This window comes from Ignavibacteriota bacterium (assembly GCA_016716225.1).
Classification (GTDB): domain Bacteria; phylum Bacteroidota; class Ignavibacteria; order Ignavibacteriales; family Melioribacteraceae.
In genome coordinates this window covers 2,371,160-2,389,926 of record JADJWT010000001.1, presented here as the reverse complement: position 1 = coordinate 2,389,926, position 18,767 = coordinate 2,371,160, and the positions used below count along the sequence as shown (strand labels likewise).

Below are 18,767 nucleotides of genomic sequence, written 5' to 3'. Positions count from 1 at the left end.
TAAACGTAAAGTTTATAATTGGAGAAAAAATGCAAATTGATTTTAATCAAGTTCCGGGAATGAGTGAACTGTTTAAAGATTACATAAATAATTTTGAGAAAGTAAGAAATTATTATAATATAAATTTTAAAGATGAGAATTCGTACGAAAATATTTTCAGCAAAATAACCAACAAAAATGGTAATGAACTTTCTGAAATTATTAAAAAACAATATGGTTTTTCTACACCTTCAGAAAAAACAAAATCAAATATTGAATTGCTCAAAAAAGAAAATACAATAGCCGTTTTTACCGGTCAACAGCTTGGTTTAGTTGGTGGACCACTTTATACAATTTATAAAATTTTTACTGCAATTAAATTGAGTGAATATTTGAATGAAAAATTCACCAGTTACAATTTCATTCCAATTTTTTGGATGGCTGGTGATGACCATGATTTTGAAGAAATTTCAAATTTAAACTTGTTGAATAGTGAAAATGAAATTGAAACTTTTTTTTATAATGATGAAATTTTAAATGTTGAAAATAAAGGAAGCGTTGGCTCACTTAAATTCACAAATTCCATTAAAGATTTTAAAAACAAAATCTTTGCTTCTTTAAGAGAAACTGAATTTACAAATGAAGTAAAAGATTTTATAAATGAAATCTTAAAATCAGATATTACAATTGCAGAATCTTTTTTCAAATTTACTTACAAAATTTTTGATGAAACCGGATTAATAATATTTAATCCGCAAGATAATTCGGTAAAGAAATTACTTGTTCCAATCTTTAAAAAGGAACTTTTGAATTTTAAAACTCATACTAAGGACATTTTATTAACAAGCGTTGATTTGGATGAAAATTACCATTCCCAAGTAAAAGTAAAGCCAATAAATTTGTTTATCTCAGATGAAACCGGACGACATTTAATTGAACCCGCTGATGAAGATTTTAGACTAAAAGGGAAAAGAAAAAAAATTACATTCGATGAAATATTAAATTTACTTGATGAAAAACCGGAATGTTTTAGTCCGAACGTATTACTTCGACCGATTTGTGAGGATTTTTTATTTCCAACCGGATTTTATATCGCCGGTCCAGCAGAAATTAATTACTATGCACAAGCAATTCCACTATACAAATATTTTGATATTCAACATCCGTTCATATTTCCACGAACTTCAGCAACTATAATAGAAAGTACAATTGCAAAAATCCTAATAAAATATAATTTAAGTTCTCAGCAATTTTTTGGTGATTTCCAAATATTAAAAGATGAAATTCTAAATAACATTTCTGATAATAGTGTTGAACAAATTTTTAACACTACTTCCAAGAATATTGAAAATGAGTTAATGCAATTATCTAATGTGCTTGAATCTATTGATAAAACTCTAGCAGATTCTACAAAAAATTCTTCGGAAAAAATATTACATCAATTGGAAATACTTAAATCAAAATCTTTGAAATTGCAAGAAACTAAATTTGATTCTACAATTAGACAAATTAAAAAAGCAAAGAATAACATTTTCCCAAATGATAATCTCCAAGAAAGAGAATTGGGAATTTTAAATTTCATTAATAAATATGGATTTGATTTTTTCGATTGGCTATACAATGAATTAGATATTCATGAATTTAAACATCAGATTCTTGAACTCTAAAAATGTATGATATCTATCTAATTCCCGGAATGTGTTTTGATCAGAGATTATTTGAAAATCTAAAATTAAATTCTGATAATATTATTTATTTAAATTGGCTCGAACCTGAGAAAAATGAAAGTTTAAAAAATTATATAATTAGATTTTCTAAATTTATAAATATTTCCGATAGAAAATTAATTTTGATTGGCCATTCTTTTGGTGGAATTGTTGTTCAAGAAATTTCTAAAGTAATTAATGTTGAAAAAGTAATAATTATTTCAAGCATAAAACTAAGCAAGGAAAAACCCTTTTCTTTATTGATATTTAAGCACTTACCAATTTATAAATTGTTTAATAAAAAATTAGTTCTAAAAACTTTCCCATTATGGGCAAATCTATTTGGATATAATTCAGATAAAGGTAAATCACTTTTTATTAATATGTTAAATAACTGCTCTGATAATTATTTTAGATGGGCTTTTGATAAAATTGTTAATTGGGAAAGTGAAAAAATAATTCACACAAATTTAATTCATATTCATGGAACAAATGATAAAACATTTCCTATAAAATTAATTTCAAATCCAATTAAGGTAATTGATGGAAGTCATTTTATGATAAATTCTAAAGCAGAAGATATAAGTAAAATTTTAAATGAATTGATAAATGAGAAAATATTAAATTAATAAAATCTTATTTTTTGTCATGCTGAATTTATTTCAGCATCTTACTAAACTTTTGATCAAAGATTCCGAAATAAATTCGGAATGACAGTTTTAGATAAAAAATTCTATTTCAAAAAATTATCTAACCAACTTTTTATATTTTATTCTTTGTGGAATATCAGCTGCAGAACCCAATCTTTCTTTTTTGTTCTCTTCATAATCAGAAAAGTTTCCTTCAAACCAAACAACTTGGCTGTTTCCTTCGAAAGCTAATATGTGCGTACAAATTCTATCTAAAAACCATCTATCGTGACTAATAACAACTGAGCAGCCGGCAAAATTTAATAATCCTTCTTCCAAAGCACGCATTGTATTTACATCTAAATCGTTTGTAGGTTCATCCAATAAAATTACGTTTGCGCCTTCTTTTAAAACTTTTGCAAGATGAACTCTATTCCTTTCACCTCCGGAAAGCACTCCAACTTTTTTTTGTTGATCTCCTCCAGTAAAATTAAACTGCCCCACATAAGCGCGAGAATTCATTTCCCTATTTCCCAATTTAATAATATCAGAGCCTTCGGAAATTATTTCCCAAACTGATTTATCACTTTTTAAAACATCTCTGCTTTGATCAACATATGCTAATTTAACGGTTTCGCCAATTTTAAAATTTCCCGAATCTGCTTTTTCTTGTTCAATAATCATTCTAAATAAAGTTGTTTTTCCAGCACCATTTGGACCAATTACACCAACTATTCCTCCAGGTGGAAGTGAAAAATTTAAATTTTCAAAAAGTAATTTATCTCCAAAAGCTTTAGAAACATTTTCTGCTTGAATTACAACATTCCCTAATCTTGGTCCGGCTGGAATATAAATTTCCAATTCTTTCTGAGTTTGTTCTTTTTCATCCTTCAACATATTTTCATAAGAAGTAATTCTCGCTTTGGATTTTGCTTGTCTTCCACGCGGCGACATTTTAATCCAATCTAATTCACGTTGTAAAGTTTTTTGTCGCTCTGTTTCTCTCTTCTCTTCAAGTTTTAATCTATTTTGTTTTTGTTCAAGCCAAGAAGAATAATTTCCTTTCCACGGAATTCCTTCGCCTCTATCCAATTCCAAAATCCAGCCGGCAACATTATCGAGAAAATATCTATCGTGAGTTACCGCAATTACAGTCCCGGGATAACGATTTAATTCTGATTCAAGCCATAACACAGTTTCGGCATCAAGATGGTTTGTCGGTTCATCTAGAAGAAGAATATCGGGCTTCTTCAATAATAATCGGCATAAAGCAACTCTTCTTTTTTCACCGCCGGAAAGAACTTTAATTGATGTTTCTCCGGGAGGGCAACCTAATGCATTCATCGCCATATCTAATCGCGAATCTAAATCCCACGCATTCATAGAATCTAATTTATCTTGAACTTTTCCTTGCTTTTCGAGCAATTCAGTCATTTCATCTTCGGTCATTTCTTCAGCAAATTTTGCATTAATATCATCATACTGTTTTAAAGTATCTACAATTTCTTGAACTCCTTCTTCAACAATTTGTTTTACGGTTTTTGTTTCATCAAGTTGTGGTTCTTGTTCCAAATACCCAATTGTATAACCGGGAGAAACAGCCGTTTCTCCGTTAAATTCTTTATCAACCCCGGCAAGAATTTTTAGAAGTGAACTTTTACCAGATCCGTTTAGCCCAAGAACTCCAATTTTAGCACCGTAGAAATAAGAAAGATAAATATTTTTAAGTATAACTTTTTTATCATAATATTTACTCACTCCAATCATTGAGTAAATTACTTTTTTATCATCAACGCTCATTTATTCTCCGCAAAAACTTTTTATGATTTTTATTTTTCTTACTCTTAACCTTATTCTTACTCTTAATTTTATTTTAAGTTTTTTACACTCAGATTAAGATTATGCTTAAGAGCAAGATTAAGAAGATTATAATTATTAATTACTTATACTCTTTAATTGATTTATAAAATCCGGATTTGAAACAGCCACGCAATCAAAATTATCAATCGTAAAATCTCCTTCTATTATGGATGACAAAATTGCATAAGACATTGCAATTCTATGATCTCCATAACTATCAAAAGCTGCTGTTTTATTTGTAATATTTCCGCGAACTGCAAAACCGTCTTCAAATTCATCAACATGTAATCCCAACTTTTCCAAATTTCTACAAATTGAATTTATTCTATCACTTTCTTTTGTGCGTAATTCCTTAACTCCGGAAATTTCAAAATCACCATTTGCAAAAATTCCCGCAATTGCCAGTATTGGAATTTCATCAATAATATTTGGAATTATTTCTTCATCGAACTCAACATTTGTTAATTCCGCACTTTTAATAATTAAATCACCTCTTAATTCACCATTAATTTCACTAATGTTTTCAGCAGAAATATTGGCGCCCATTGCATCCAACACAGAAATAATTCCAGTTCGAGTTTCATTTAATGAAACTCCCGTAATTTTTAGTTCAGAATTTTTTACTAGGCTTGCCAAAACAATAAAGAAAGCTGCAGTTGAAATATCAGATGGAACTTTATATTCCGAGGCAACCGGATATTTATCTAATGAAGAATAAATTGTTTTAATATTTCCTTCTTGAATTACTTTTAATCCCAACATTTTTTCTGTATGATCTCTTGTTTCTACGTTTTCTACAACGACTGTTTCTTCATCCAAGTATAAACCAGCTAACAGAATGCAACTTTTAACTTGTGCGCTTGCAATTGGTAACTCATAATGAATTGGTCTTAAGTAATCTGTTGGTTTAATTATAAGTGGAAGACAATTATTATTTCCCGTAATGTTAGCACCCATTTGTCGTAATGGAGTAATAATTCTTTTCATTGGTCTTTTCGATAAAGATTCATCGCCAATTATTGTTGAAGGAAATTTTTGTGCAGCTAAAATTCCGGAAATTAATCTTGTCGTAGTTCCGGAATTTGCTAGGTCCAATTCACGTTCCGGTTCAGTTAATCCGCTGAAACCATTTCCCCAGACTATTATTTTATCTTTTTCAATATCAAATTTGGTCCCCATATTTCTGAATGCGCTAATTGTTGCATTAACATCTTCAGACATAAGACAATTAAAAATTTCCGACTCACCATCGGCAAGTGCGGAAAACATAACTGCCCTATGTGATATCGATTTATCACCCGGTAATATTAAAGTTCCGTTAACACTATTTACTTTTTTAATTTGCTGAATCATTTGTTGCACCAAACATTAATTAAGTTATCTAACTGATTATTTGTGAGTTCACTATTTATATACATTTTTTTATTTAATCTCTGACGTTGAGCTTCATAAAGAATTACTGCTGCTGCGACAGATACATTTAAACTTTGAATCATTCCATGCATTGGAATATAAATTTGTTTATCAATTAAATTTGTAATTTCCTCAGAAATACCGCGATGTTCGTTTCCCATTATTATCGCTACTTTTTTTGTGAAATCAACATCGTAAATACTATCAGCATTTTCAGATAAAATACTTCCATAAATTTCAAAACCTTCAGATTTTAAATTATTTATGCAAACTTCAACAGAATCATATTTATTTTGTTCAATCCACTTTTTTGATGAAGCAGATGTTACTTTACTGATTTTAGGAAAAGTTTCGAAAGTATATATTAAATCAACAACCGGAACTCCGACAGCATCGCAAGTTCTAAAAATTGCGCTAACATTATGTGGATCATGAATATTTTCTAAAACCATACGCAGTGAAAATTGCCGTTCTGATAGAACTTTTTCAATTTTTTTTAATCTTTTTTCTGTTTTGAATTCTTTCACGGAAGGTCTTTATTAAAAACTAATTTGTAAACTGTTTTGAATTTATTTCCACGTGCTTTATCAATATTAATTTCAGAATCAGAACCAAGTTTTAAGTAGTATTTCAAAAGTTCAATTGATTTTTCAATAACTTCATCTTCTTTATGCGCCCAACATTCACATCCTTTAATAGAAGGAATTTCGGCTGTAAAACCATCATCAGACTTAATTGTAACTAAATCTAAAACCACTAATATCCTTCTGATTTAGATTTATCGCCGGAAACAATTTTTACACTTGCACTTGCACCAATTCTATCAGCACCGCTTTTAATCATCAATTCCGCATCTTCAAAAGTTCTAACTCCGCCGGAAGCTTTAACTCCAACTGATGATCCAACAACATAACGCATTAGAGCAATATCCGATGCGGTTGCTCCGCCTTTACTAAATCCGGTTGAAGTTTTAACAAAATCTGCTTTTGCTTGTTTGCTTAAAATACACGCTTTAATTTTTTCTTCATCACTTAATAGTGCAGTTTCGATAATTACTTTTAAAACAGCATTCTTACTTTTTGCCGCCAAAGCTATTTGATTAATATCATTAAAAACATAATCATATTCACCGGCTTTTAACTTTCCGATATTAATAACCATATCAATTTCTTCAGCACCATTATTTAGTGCTTCTTCTGCTTCAGCTCTTTTTGTTGCTGTTGTTGTTGCACCCAATGGAAATCCAATTACCGTACAAACTTTAACTTGTGTTCCGAATAATAATTGGTGACAAAGCGGAACATAACTTGGATTTACACAAACACTAGCAAAATTATAAGTTCTTGCTTCTTCACATAATGTTGTAATTTCTTGGGGAGTTGCTTCCGGTTTAAGCATTGTGTGATCAATCATTCTTGCTAACGAAATATCTCTAATTTCACTACCTATGCCTTTGCCAGCAGAAATTCTTTCTGCACCATTTTCAACAATTTTATTTATTGCTATTGGTTGATCAACAACATTTCTTTCCCAACCTTTGCAAGTTTCGCCAACACAATAAAAATCATGTAATGCTTTTTCGGTAAAAACTTGATTTACAATTTTATCTATAACATTTTCCATAAAAATCTAATTTATTATTTCCTTCAAAGTATATGCTTTATAAGTATTACTTAACAACATTGCAATTGTCATTGGTCCAACTCCGCCGGGAACCGGAGTAATAAAAGATGCTTTTTCAGAAACTCCATTAAAATCAACATCTCCAACTAATTTATATCCATTTTTACTATTTTGATCTTCAATACGATTTATGCCAACATCAATTATAACAACTTTTTCTTTAACCATTTCTTTCGTAATAAAATTTGCTTTACCAATTGCAGCAATTAAAATATCCGCTTGTTTTGTGTAAACGGAAATATCTTTTGCAGCAGAATGACAAATTGTTACAATTGAATTTGCTCCATCTTCTTTTTGTAACATTAAATTAGCAATTGGTTTTCCAACTATATTACTTCTGCCAACTACAACAACATGTTTTCCTTTTGTTTCAATTCCATATCGTTTTATTAATTCCGTTATACCCAATGGTGTACAAGATTTAAATGTATCTTTTCCAATTACCAATTTTCCAACGCTGATTGGATGAAATCCATCAACATCTTTTTGTGGATTTATCGCTTCTATAATTTTATCTTCATCAATATGTTTTGGCAAAGGAAGCTGAACAAGAATTCCATGAAAATAATCATCATTATTGTAATTTTCAATAATTTTCAGAAGTTCGTCTTCACTAATATTTTCATCTAATTTTTCAAGTTTGGAATGCATTCCAATTTCTGCACATGATTTAATTTTACTATTTACATAAACTTTAGATGCGGGATTTTCGCCAACTAAAATTGTAACCAAACCCGGAACTTTTTCCCCATTTTCTTTCAACAAATTAATTTTGGATTTTATTTCCTCTTTAATTTCTGCTGATATTTTTTTCCCATCAATAATCTGCATTTTAAACCAATTTATTCTTTAAACTCTAAATTATAATTTTCTGATAAATAATTTCTTAACTCAATATTTTCTAAAATTTCATTTTCAAAAGGATTGGAATTTTGCCATCCTAATTTACCAGTCTTTCTAAATCTTTCCAATCTTCGAATTGTAATTTCACAATAAATTGGGTCTATATCAACAGAAAATGATTTTCTTTTTAATTTTTCTGCCGCTAAAGTTGTTGTTCCGGAATGTGAAAAAAAATCGATTATATTATCATTTTCACAACTGGAAACTTCTATAATTCTTTCATAAGCTTTTAAAGGTTTTTGCACAAAACATCCGTTTACATTTTCTTCTCGAAGGTAAAAAACTTGCTGAATATCAATCCACACATTTCCGGCACGAATTTTATCAGATTTACTTCGCTCCAAATTTTCCGTAATATTTCCATTCACTTCTTTGTAATAACCTTTTACCGCCTTGGGAATATCCGTATACACTTTATCAATATTGAAAATTGGATTTCCTTTTACATAGTATAAAAGTTCTTGTCTAATTGACATCCAATTTTTTTGAGTTCCATAACCGCGCTGATTTCGCATTGTAATAAAACTCCGTGAATTAAAATCAGAATTTTTCATCATCAAAATAAATTCTGCAAAAGGTTCAAAATGATTTTTCTGATCTGCGCCAAACCAAATATAAAGTGAGGAATTTTCTTCAAGAATTTTGTTTGAAATATCTATCCATTTTTTACACCAATTTACAAAAGTTGCAGAATCAAAAGTTTCGAACGCAATCATATTATATGGCGGATCATGAATTGCCAATTGGAATTTATTATTTTCCACAAAATTAATAATTGAGTTTTCATCTGAAGAATCGAAACATCCAACTTTATGTTTATTTAATGGATCTATCCAAATTTCACCGTTTTGAATTCGGCAATATTTTTGGAGATAATTTTTTAAAATTGGATCTTTATCAATTCGAGGAAGTGGAAAATTTTTCATTCCTTTGCGGATTTTGTTTCAAATTCTGGAATTAAAATTCTTTCAATTTCTACAGTTTTGCCGGTTTCAATATCAACTTTTGTAAAAACTCCACAAAGATGATTGTTCTCTGTTGCAGTTTGATATTTTTGAGGTGTTTGCAAAATAAATCTATTAATTGCGGCTTCAGTTTTCATTCCAATTACGGAATCGTAAGGTCCCGTCATTCCGGAATCTGTAATATATCCCAAACCTTTAGGAAAAATTCTTTCATCAGCAGTTTGAATATGTGTGTGAGTTCCAATAAAAACACTTGCTTTTCCATCAATATAATTTGCCAAAGCTAATTTTTCTGCAGTTGCTTCAGCATGAAAATCAATAAATATAACTTTTGTTTCTTGTGCTAATTTTGATAAAATCCATTCTGCTGATCTAAATGGACAATCAATTGTTGACATAAAAGTTCTGCCTTGCAGATTTACAACTGCTGCTTTGCCTTTTTTAGTTTCAATAATTATATATCCGTTTCCGTAAGTTCCTTTTGGATAATTTAAAGGACGAAGTGCGCGTTTTTCAACTTTTAAATATTCTTGCGATTGATGTTTATCCCAAGTATGATTTCCGCCGGTCAAAACTTGTGCACCAAGATTAAATAAAATTTTTCCTTCCGTTTCTGTGCAGCCCTTCCCGTCAGCAGCGTTTTCAGCATTTACAATTACCAAATCAGCTCTGTATTTTTTTATCAAACTCGGAAGCCACAATGTTGTAATATCCATTCCGGGTTTTCCAACAACATCGCCAATAAATAAAATATTTAAATCCATTTGTTTTAAAAGTTTTATAAGAATTTATTTTCTTAAATTAATTTCTGCCAAAGCGTGTAATTTATATTCTCTAATTTTATCATTTAGAGATTGCGAAATTTCTCTTTTTCTAATTTCAATTTCACCAAAACTCATTTCCTCAATTCCGTCCTCCGTAGCTTGACGGTAAACTTGTTTTTCAACTTCATAATCTAACAAAACTCGTAACAATGCGTTATTATCTATTAATTGCTGTAAAACAGCTTTATTATATTCTCCAATATTTTCAAATTCCAAAGGAATATTATCAGCCATAACTTCTCCGAAAATATATTTATAATTTTGAATATAATTATAACAAAAGAAGAGTAAATTTTGAAATTTTCTTTATTGTAATTAAATATTTTTTAGGATTTTTTTAACAATAAACTTTAAAAGAAATTTTTAAATCTTTGAATAATAACAAATTAAGTTTTCGTAAAGATGAAATCATTGTTATGGAAAATTATTTATTTCTATTTCGATAAAAATTAACAATTCCAATTAAACTAATAATTATCCAAAATGCTTCAATAATAAATGCGGAAAAGTTGAAATTATTAATTAGAGAAATTATTACAAATGTAGCGCCAAAAAGATTCATTAAAGAATAATAAATATTTTCACTTTTAATTTTGTTTAACTGCAAAAGTAAAAATGCGGTGATTATTAAAAAAACTCCAACGTTTCCAATAAAATCATAAATTGTATACATTTTTAACTCAATTTTTTTTGCGAAAATTTAATTCATCAAAGTTTATTTATAGATTTGCTGAGAAAAATATTATTATTGTTTGATGAATCAAAAAGAAAAAAATTTTTCCGAAGCAACATTTTCTGTAATAGATTTTGAAACTACCGGAACTTCACCGCCAAGAAGTCGCGCAATTGAAATTGGAATTGTACGAATTGAAAATGGAAAATTAACTGATAGTTTTCATTCATTAATTAATCCGGGACAAAATATTCCGCCGTTTATTTCTTCGTTAACCGGAATTTCAAATGATGATTTGTTTGACGCACCGTCTTTTGAAACAATTTCCCAAAATGTAAAAGATTTTATTGATGGGACAATATTGGTCGGACACAATCTACCTTTTGATTTTGCGTTTTTAAAATCCGAGTTTGAATTTGCTGATATTCAGCTGCCAAAATTAGATCAAATTTGCACATTAAAAATTTCCAGAAAAATTTTTCCGGAATTAAAAAGCAAATCTCTTGGAAGTATGATTCAGCATTTCAATATCAAACACAAAGATGCACATAGAGCTTTGGGTGATGCAACTGCTACGGCAAAACTATTTCTTAAACTTTTAGAAAAATTAAAAGATGAATACAATTATGAAAATATTTCCGATCTTTTGGATTTTCAGGTAAGTCAGCAATTATCAAAAAGTTTTAGATTAGTTAAGAAAAAATTAGTGGGAGATTTAGCAAGTTTGCCGGATTCACCCGGAGTTTATTTTTTCAAAGATGCTAAAGAAAATATAATTTATATTGGAAAAGCAAAGTCGTTAAAGAATCGTGTAAAAAATTATTTTTCGAGTTCGGCACCAAGAAAAACCAGAAAAATTGTTAGAAAAGCAAATCGGTTAGGATTTCAAAAAACTAATTCTGAATTAAATGCTTTGGTTTTAGAAGCCGAATTAATAAAACTTCACAAACCACAATTTAATACTCTGTTAAAAAAATTTTCGCAAAATTATTTTATTAGAATTAATCTCAATCATGAATTTCCGGATTTAAAAGTAGACACTGATTTTGATTTTGATGGGAATGATTATTTTGGTCCATATTCAAACAGAGTTACAGCAAATTCTTTGAGAGAAATTGTTGATAAAACTTTTACTTTGCGTGAATGCACCGATAAAGAATTAAATAAAAATAAAAAATGTTATTTACTGGATATAAAAAGATGTTCTGCCCCATGCATAGCTGAAGTTAATTCTGAAGATTATAAAATTGAGTTGGAAAATGTATATGAATTTTTATCCGGGAAAAATCAAAATGCAGTAAACAGATTACTCAATAAAATGAAGGAATTTTCAGAAAAACAAAAATATGAAGAAGCTGCTGAAATGCGCGATACAGTAAATTTAATTTTAAATCAATTAACTAGAACTTCAATTCTGGCTGAGCCGATTAACAAAGTTAACGCACTTGTTGAAATTAAAGATTCTGAATTTAATGACTACATTTTATTTTTGGAAGGTAGAGTTTATATAAAAGATTATTTTTTGAAAGATCAAGATTTCTTTGATGCCGCACTTGATGATTATTTTGAAAATACATTCCAACTTTTAACTGGAATGGAAGAAAAAGATTTAGAGAAAATTAAAATTTCTTTAAGCTGGCTTGTTAAAAATAGAAATAAAATAAAAGTCCATTACTTGAAAGATTACATTTCAAAAGAAGATTTATATAGAAATGTGAAATTTCAAAATTATCGATAGAAAGTTTTTTTAATGGATTATTTTATTGAGTGTCAAGCCGTCCGTTAAACTATCTTAATTGGCAAATTTTTTCTTTTTAAAATTTCATTTGCATGTTCGCTCATACAAACTAAGTTAAAATTGGAAGTCATTTTTTCCATAACAATATCAAATAATTCAGCTTTATAACTGCTTGATAAATCCATTCCCGGAAAAAAGTTTAGTTCTGGAATTAAATCACAGCCAATTAAATCAAGCGGATGAAGTAAAAAACTTGGTTCTGTATTTGTTAATTTGCAAAGCGAAATTGCAGTCTGCAAATACGAATTCATTAAGCCCACATTAACTTTTGCCAAATAATGTAAATAACTAAAATGAAATGGAACTTTTAAAATTGGAATTGTACTAACTGGAATTTCCAATAATTCTGAATTATTTCCCAAATTCCATTTAAATGGTTTTATAGTTTTAAATCCATCGGAAAAAGATCCGAATAAACCTTCGCGGGTTTTTCTTTCTTCTTTTGTTAGATTCGATTGACGGAAATAATATGTTCTTGCAAGCGGACCAATCCACGTTGGCAAAGTTGAAGCATCATATAAATATTTTTTTTCTTTCAGAATTTCAAATAATAATTTACTTCTGCTAAAACCCGGACCTCTAAAACCAATTGGTTTTAAACTCGTAACTTTTTCAATTGCTTCTTCGGTTTTATTTAATTCATCCAAAATTTCATTTCTATTATAAAGATGAAACCAAGCTTCATGGTTATATGAATGATTTCCAACTTCGTGCCCGTATTTTGAAATTTCACTTATTGCATCAGAATTTTTTTCATCATCAGCATCTCTACCAACAATAAAAAATGTAATTTTTAAATTATATTTCTTCAACATTTCCAATCCGTGGGGAAGAAATTTATTTAAATAGGAAGGATAATTTTCCCAACCGGCATCGCCATGAACTTTCATATAAGCCCATTGATTATCCAAATCGAGTGAAATACTTGCGTTCATAAATTTTAATTTTGTTAATAATAAAGTTAAAAATATTGAATAAATTTTCCGATCAAACGAGATAAATCACATTTAGATTTTTTCATAAAATAAATTCTAAATAATTTTTTTATTAAACATGATTTAAATCATACAATTTCGATTTTCATTTCCAAAATGGGAAAATTTTATTAATATATTTATCAAAATTATTAGAAAGCAAAAAAATGTTAATGTTAGATTTAATAATCATAGAATATTTAAATCAATTTTCACAGCAGTCCTTATTTTTTGATAAATTCATTGTATTTCTTTCAAACAATAATTTATTAAAAGGCGGCATTTTATCTTTTGCAATTTGGTGGGCATGGTTTTTTAATCGAAATTCAAATTTTGGAAACAGAATTTTGGTAATTTCAAATTTAGTAGGAAGTTTTATCGCAATGGCAACAGCAAGAATTTTAGCTGTTATTCTTCCTTTCAGACATAGACCAATTCATGATGACGAACTTAGTTTTGAAGTTCCTCACGGAATGAACGCATTTTTATTGGAAGGCTGGAGTTCAATGCCGAGCGATCATGCGGTTTTATATTTTACTTTGGCATCCGGATTATTTTTTATTTCACGAATTGTTGGATTTTTCGCAATAATTTATACAGCAATTATTATTTCTTTTCCAAGAATTTATTTAGGATTACATTATCCATCGGATATTTTTGTCGGTGCAATTATCGGAATTGCATTTAGTTATATTTCATACAAATATTTTGTTAATTCAAAATTTGTTAAGAAAATATTTCAACTATCTTTAATTAAGCCGTATATTTTTTATCCTATATTATTTCTCTTCACTTATCAAATTGCTGATTTGTTTGACGGAATTCGGGCGATTGGAAATGGGTTTAATTTTTTTTTAATTGTTTGTGGTGAATTTTAAACATTCCATATTAAAAAATATGGAATGTTCTTAAAGTGTAATTTTAGAGTTTGTTAACGTTTGTATACCAATCGCTTGAGTTTTCCAAAAGAGAATTTACTCTATTTACAAGTTTATGCGGATCGTATAAAAATCCTTCAAGTAAAAGTGAAGATTCATAAAGCTGCTCAACAACTGTTATAATATATTCATCTTTGTCATTTGCCTTGTATACTTTTAGCAAATTTCTAATAAGTTTATGATCTTTATTTACTTCCATAACTTTTTGCGGAACCGTGGATGTTTTTCCGGTAATATTCATCAATTTTTGCATTGTTGATGTCATTCCACCTTCAGGATTTACAAGTACAATTGGGCTTCCGGTTAATCTATCGGATTCTTTTACGTCTTTAATTCTATCGCCTAAAATATCTTTCATTCTTTTCATCAAACTTGAAAAATGTTTTTTATCATCTTTGGTAAGTTCCTCAACTTTATCTTTTTTATTTTCTTCAACATCATCTAATTTATTTAACTTTTTCACATCTGCTTGTTCAGTTGATTTAAGCTCAAAGTCTTTATACTTTCTCAAAGAATCCATTACAAATTCGTCCATCGGATCATACAAATACAAAACTTCAATTCCTTTTGTTTTGAAAATTTCCAATTGAGGATCCAGCATAATTGATTCTCTTGAATTTCCAGCTAAGTAATAAATTTCCTTTTGATCTTTTTTCATTCTCTCAACATATTGATCCAAGCTGAAAAGTTCATCTGCATCTTTAGAAACAGAAGTATTAAATCTTAAAAGTTTGCTGAATTTTTCATGATTTGGAAAATCCATATATCCCATTTTAAAAGTTTTGCCGTGTTCTTTCCAAAATGTTTTGAATTTGTCTTCTTCTTTTTCAGACAAAGTTTGAAGATGTGATAAAATTTGTGTTGTCACACTTCCGGCAATTTTTGTGAAAATAATATTTTCTTGCAAAGTTTCTCTGGAAATATTTAAAGGCAAATCTTCAGAATCAACAACACCTTTAACAAAGTTTAAATATTCCGGTAATAAATCTTTATTTTGATGCTGAATTAATACACGGCGAACATAAAGATCTAAACCGTATTCTTCACGATTGTAACCCCAAATATCCATATTCCTTTTGGGCATGAATAACAAACTTGTAAATTGAATCGGCGCATCAACTGTTCTGTGAATTGTTGTTAAAGGTTCATCTTGATCATAAGTTAAAAATTTGTAAAACTCGGTGTATTGTTCCGGTTTAATATTTGTTTTTGGTTCTCGCCACAAAGCAGAAACTGTATTTACTCTTTCGTTTTCAACTTTGATTGGAAAACTTATAAAACTTGAATGTTTTTTTACGATTGAATCCAATCTGTATTTTTCTAAAAATTCATCCATTTCATCTTTTAAATGAACTTCAATTGTTGTACCTCTTTTAAATGGTTCATCAAATTCGGAAATTGAATAAGTTCCCAAACCATCAGAAATCCATTTCATCGCCGGTTCGTCTTTTTTAAAAGATTTTGTTTTGATAACAACTTCTTTAGCAACCATAAATACGGAATAGAATCCAATTCCAAATCTTCCAATAATATTGCTGGAATCTTCTTTATTTTCCTTAAGTATTTTTAGAAAATCTGAAGTTCCCGATTTTGCGATTGTGCCGATATTTTGGATAATCTCATCATGCGTCATTCCAATTCCCGTATCGGAAATTGTAATAATTTTTTTATCCTTATTTGCAGAAATATTAATTTCCAATTCCAGATTGCTATCAGCAATATCCGTTCCTTTATTCGATTCAAACCGTAATTTATCCATTGCATCGGAAGCGTTGGAAATTAATTCACGTAAGAATATTTCTTTGTGTGTATAAAGCGAGTGAACTAAAATATCTAAAAGTTGTTTCACCTCGGCTTTAAATTCAAGTGTTTCTTTTACTTGTGTTTCAGACATTATTCCTCCTAATTTTATTCATATTTTACTTTTAATCTCTAATTTGATGCAGAAATGCAAAAAAGGTTAAACTCAAAAGTAAATTTAACATTTTTCAAAAAAATTTGTTTTATGAATAGTTAAAACTTTTAGCAATAAAATAAACTTATAATTTTGTAATTCCGAAACTGATTACAGAAAGTAAGATTATTTCGGAATTTTTTTATGTTAGATGCTGAAATCCATTTTGCATTACAAAAGTAAATTTTGCAAAAAATTAATTTTTTGAATTTAACAAAGAATTAAAAACTTTATTTTTATTTATTATTTCTATTGCAGTTGCAAACTGATTATCATATTTAAGAGATTCGGTTATTCTGCCTTTTCTTCCATCGTTTCTTGCGGCAAGTTCTTGTTTAATTTCAGAAATTATATCCGTTTTATATTTATTTAATTCTTTCTTTTTTACATCGTCAAATTTCAAATCCAATTTTGAAACTTCATCTATCAAATTTGAATTATAACCTTCTTTCTTAATTGATTCTTTCAATTCAGAAATCAAAATTTCTGACTGAGTTTGATAATTAAAATCTTCTTTTTCCAAATATTTTAAAAATGAATTAAATAAATCATCATTTTCATTTTTCAAATTTCCGTTTGCCGAAGTATTAAAAAAGTTTGTGGCAAATTTAAAAAACATTCCTTTAGCCAATAAACTTCTGACTAAATGAGATTCTGATGAATTTGTAACAATAGAATCAGGCACAATTCCACCTTTAGAATAAACTTCTCTTTTATTATCCGTAAAATAAATTGTGCTATCTTTATCAACATTTTCAGTAAACAATTCTTTTTCTTGCGAGTAATCAATTTCTTGAATACATCTTCCGCTTGGTGTGTAATATCTTGCAGTCGTCATTTTTAAAGATGTATTAAATGATAAAGGAATTACAGTTTGAACCAAACCTTTTCCGTAAGATTTTGTACCAATAATAATTCCACGATCATGATCTTGAATTGCACCGGCAACAATTTCTGATGCAGATGCAGAACCATTATCAACAAGCAAAATTAATTTTGATTTTCCCGCAATTGGTTCTTCTTGGGCATTAAAAATTTGTTCTTTTAATTCATCACGACCTTTTATTGAAACAACTTTTTGTCCTTTTATTAGAAATTTTTCACTTACATCAATTGCCGCATCAAGCAATCCGCCGGGGTTTCCTCTAAGATCAAGAATTACAGAATTTATATCTTTTTGAATTTTCAACTCGTGTAATGCTTTTCTTATTTCATCTCCGGCACTACGTGAAAAACTGCTTAACTTTAAATAAACATTATTACTGTTTTCAGGTACAAATCCATAATAAGTTAAATTTTTTATTTCAATTTCTTCACTTACCAAGTTAAAAATAATTTCACCTTTTACACCTTCTCTTTCAATTGTTAGGGAAATTTCCGTTCCGGGCTCACGTTTTAAATAATTACCCAATTCATCATAATTTTCTTTAGTAATATTTATTGAATCTACTTTTTTAATAACATCGCCAATTCTAATTCCTTGACGCTGAGCTGAATATCCTTCAATCAAATCCACTATTGTAATTTTATCATTGTACAAACCAACGGTTGCACCAATTCCGCCGTATTTCCCTTTTGTAATAAGTTCAATATCTTTTTGATGTTTTTCATCTATATAAACTGTATAAGGATCCAAAGCTTCAAGCATTCCTTGTATTCCTTGCAGCATAAATTCTTCAGGTTTTACTTCATCAACATAATTTAGTGTAACTTCTTTATATACTCTTCCGTAAATATCAATTGCTTTAGACATTTTAAAATAAATATCCGAATCGCTGTTTATAAATCCGCCCAAAATTATAATTAACAACACAGCAAAAAATTTATAGATATTTTTACTCATTATTTTTTTTACCTTTTAATAAATTTTCAACAATGATTTTTATTTCTTCGTGAATTTTTTCTTTGGACATTAAACCATCAATTGTGATAAACCGTTCCTCATTTTTTGCAATATTTTTATATCCGTTTCTTACATTTTCATAAAATGAATTTTTCGAAATTTCAATTCTATCAAGTTCTGAATTCTGAATATTTGATTTTCTTTTGTTTACTTCTTCAATTGGGATATCAAGAAAAAAAGTTAAATCAGGAATTGCATTACCTATTGCAAATTTTTGAAGATCAGAAACAAATTTTACGTCAAGTCCTCTGCCATAACCTTGATAAGCAATTGAGGAATCATGAAATCTATCCGAAATAATAATAAATCCATCATTTAATTTGGGAATAATTTCTTCTCTCACTAATTGAGCTCTGCTTGAAGAAAATAGTAAAAGTTCGGTTTCAAAAAACATTTCTTCATTTTTTCTATCAAGAATTATATTTCTAATTTTCTCAGAAATTTGAACTCCGCCCGGTTCTCTAATTAACGCAACTTTAAAATTTTGCGAAATTAAAAATTCATGTAAAAGTTTTACTTGTGTGGATTTTCCACAAAAATCCAAGCCTTCAAAAGTTATAAACAT

At 28.7% G+C, this 18,767-nt stretch carries 18 protein-coding genes; 4 read left to right on the top strand and 14 right to left on the bottom strand.

All coding sequences use genetic code 11. The annotated features are described in order from the left end of the window. The first annotated feature begins 29 nt into the window (after positions 1-29). Together bshC and IPM32_10595 are read left to right on the top strand one after the other, a co-directional pair. Positions 30-1,646, top strand: a complete 1,617-nt coding sequence (gene bshC, locus IPM32_10600; protein MBK8945702.1) for a bacillithiol biosynthesis cysteine-adding enzyme BshC — start codon at positions 30-32, stop codon at positions 1,644-1,646. A gap of 2 nt (positions 1,647-1,648) precedes the next feature. Then, entirely contained in the window at positions 1,649-2,314 is a 666-nt protein-coding gene (locus IPM32_10595) for an alpha/beta hydrolase (GenBank protein ID MBK8945701.1), read from the top strand. A gap of 117 nt (positions 2,315-2,431) precedes the next feature. On the opposite strand, the gene ettA is transcribed toward IPM32_10595, so the two are convergent. The 10 genes from ettA to IPM32_10545 all read right to left on the bottom strand — a co-directional run bounded on the left by ettA (position 2,432) and on the right by IPM32_10545 (position 10,647). Further along, a complete protein-coding gene (gene ettA, locus IPM32_10590) occupies positions 2,432-4,114 on the bottom strand; it encodes an energy-dependent translational throttle protein EttA (protein MBK8945700.1) in 1,683 nt (560 codons plus the stop codon). A 135-nt stretch (positions 4,115-4,249) separates the two neighbouring features. Next, positions 4,250-5,527, bottom strand: a complete 1,278-nt coding sequence (gene aroA / locus IPM32_10585; GenBank protein MBK8945699.1) for a 3-phosphoshikimate 1-carboxyvinyltransferase — start codon at positions 5,525-5,527, stop codon at positions 4,250-4,252. Continuing rightward, a complete protein-coding gene (locus IPM32_10580; protein MBK8945698.1) occupies positions 5,524-6,114 on the bottom strand; it encodes an RNA methyltransferase in 591 nt (196 codons plus the stop codon). Before IPM32_10580 ends, aroA begins: the two co-directional genes overlap by 4 nt. Next, a complete protein-coding gene (locus IPM32_10575; protein MBK8945697.1) occupies positions 6,111-6,344 on the bottom strand; it encodes a hypothetical protein in 234 nt (77 codons plus the stop codon). The genes IPM32_10580 and IPM32_10575 overlap by 4 nt, the downstream gene beginning before the upstream one ends. Next, the gene (gene deoC / locus IPM32_10570) at positions 6,344-7,210 is read right to left on the bottom strand and encodes a deoxyribose-phosphate aldolase (protein ID MBK8945696.1); all 867 of its coding nucleotides are present in this window, start codon (positions 7,208-7,210) and stop codon (positions 6,344-6,346) included. Before deoC ends, IPM32_10575 begins: the two co-directional genes overlap by 1 nt. Before the next feature lie 6 nt (positions 7,211-7,216). After that, complete coding sequence (folD, locus tag IPM32_10565) at positions 7,217-8,101, bottom strand: bifunctional methylenetetrahydrofolate dehydrogenase/methenyltetrahydrofolate cyclohydrolase FolD (protein ID MBK8945695.1); 885 nt, start codon at positions 8,099-8,101, stop codon at positions 7,217-7,219. An 11-nt stretch (positions 8,102-8,112) separates the two neighbouring features. Then, complete coding sequence (locus IPM32_10560; protein ID MBK8945694.1) at positions 8,113-9,099, bottom strand: site-specific DNA-methyltransferase; 987 nt, start codon at positions 9,097-9,099, stop codon at positions 8,113-8,115. Continuing rightward, positions 9,096-9,902 (bottom strand): TIGR00282 family metallophosphoesterase, encoded by an 807-nt coding sequence (locus tag IPM32_10555; protein ID MBK8945693.1) that lies wholly within the window; start codon positions 9,900-9,902, stop codon positions 9,096-9,098. Before IPM32_10555 ends, IPM32_10560 begins: the two co-directional genes overlap by 4 nt. A 24-nt stretch (positions 9,903-9,926) precedes the next feature. Beyond that, the gene (locus IPM32_10550) at positions 9,927-10,196 is read right to left on the bottom strand and encodes a hypothetical protein (protein ID MBK8945692.1); all 270 of its coding nucleotides are present in this window, start codon (positions 10,194-10,196) and stop codon (positions 9,927-9,929) included. 190 nt (positions 10,197-10,386) lie between these two features. Then, positions 10,387-10,647 (bottom strand): hypothetical protein, encoded by a 261-nt coding sequence (locus IPM32_10545; protein MBK8945691.1) that lies wholly within the window; start codon positions 10,645-10,647, stop codon positions 10,387-10,389. Between the two features lie 70 nt (positions 10,648-10,717). Between IPM32_10545 and IPM32_10540 the strand changes: the two genes are divergently transcribed. Beyond that, positions 10,718-12,373 carry a GIY-YIG nuclease family protein gene (locus IPM32_10540; GenBank protein MBK8945690.1) on the top strand — a complete coding sequence of 552 codons (1,656 nt, stop codon included), beginning with the start codon at positions 10,718-10,720 and terminating at the stop codon, positions 12,371-12,373. 44 nt (positions 12,374-12,417) lie between these two features. Here IPM32_10540 and IPM32_10535 read toward each other — a convergent pair whose 3' ends face one another. Beyond that, positions 12,418-13,368 carry a polysaccharide deacetylase family protein gene (locus tag IPM32_10535; GenBank protein MBK8945689.1) on the bottom strand — a complete coding sequence of 317 codons (951 nt, stop codon included), beginning with the start codon at positions 13,366-13,368 and terminating at the stop codon, positions 12,418-12,420. Between the two features lie 206 nt (positions 13,369-13,574). Here IPM32_10535 and IPM32_10530 point away from each other — a divergent pair, with 206 nt between their 5' ends. Beyond that, the gene (locus IPM32_10530) at positions 13,575-14,285 is read left to right on the top strand and encodes a phosphatase PAP2 family protein (GenBank protein MBK8945688.1); all 711 of its coding nucleotides are present in this window, start codon (positions 13,575-13,577) and stop codon (positions 14,283-14,285) included. Positions 14,286-14,328: 43 nt separating this feature from the next. Here IPM32_10530 and htpG read toward each other — a convergent pair whose 3' ends face one another. From htpG to tmk, 3 genes are all read right to left on the bottom strand, one after another. Further along, positions 14,329-16,239, bottom strand: coding sequence for a molecular chaperone HtpG (gene htpG, locus IPM32_10525; protein MBK8945687.1), 1,911 nt, complete (start codon positions 16,237-16,239; stop codon positions 14,329-14,331). Positions 16,240-16,495: 256 nt separating this feature from the next. After that, a complete protein-coding gene (locus tag IPM32_10520; GenBank protein ID MBK8945686.1) occupies positions 16,496-18,142 on the bottom strand; it encodes a S41 family peptidase in 1,647 nt (548 codons plus the stop codon). Continuing rightward, complete coding sequence (gene tmk, locus IPM32_10515; GenBank protein ID MBK8945685.1) at positions 18,135-18,767, bottom strand: dTMP kinase; 633 nt, start codon at positions 18,765-18,767, stop codon at positions 18,135-18,137. Before tmk ends, IPM32_10520 begins: the two co-directional genes overlap by 8 nt.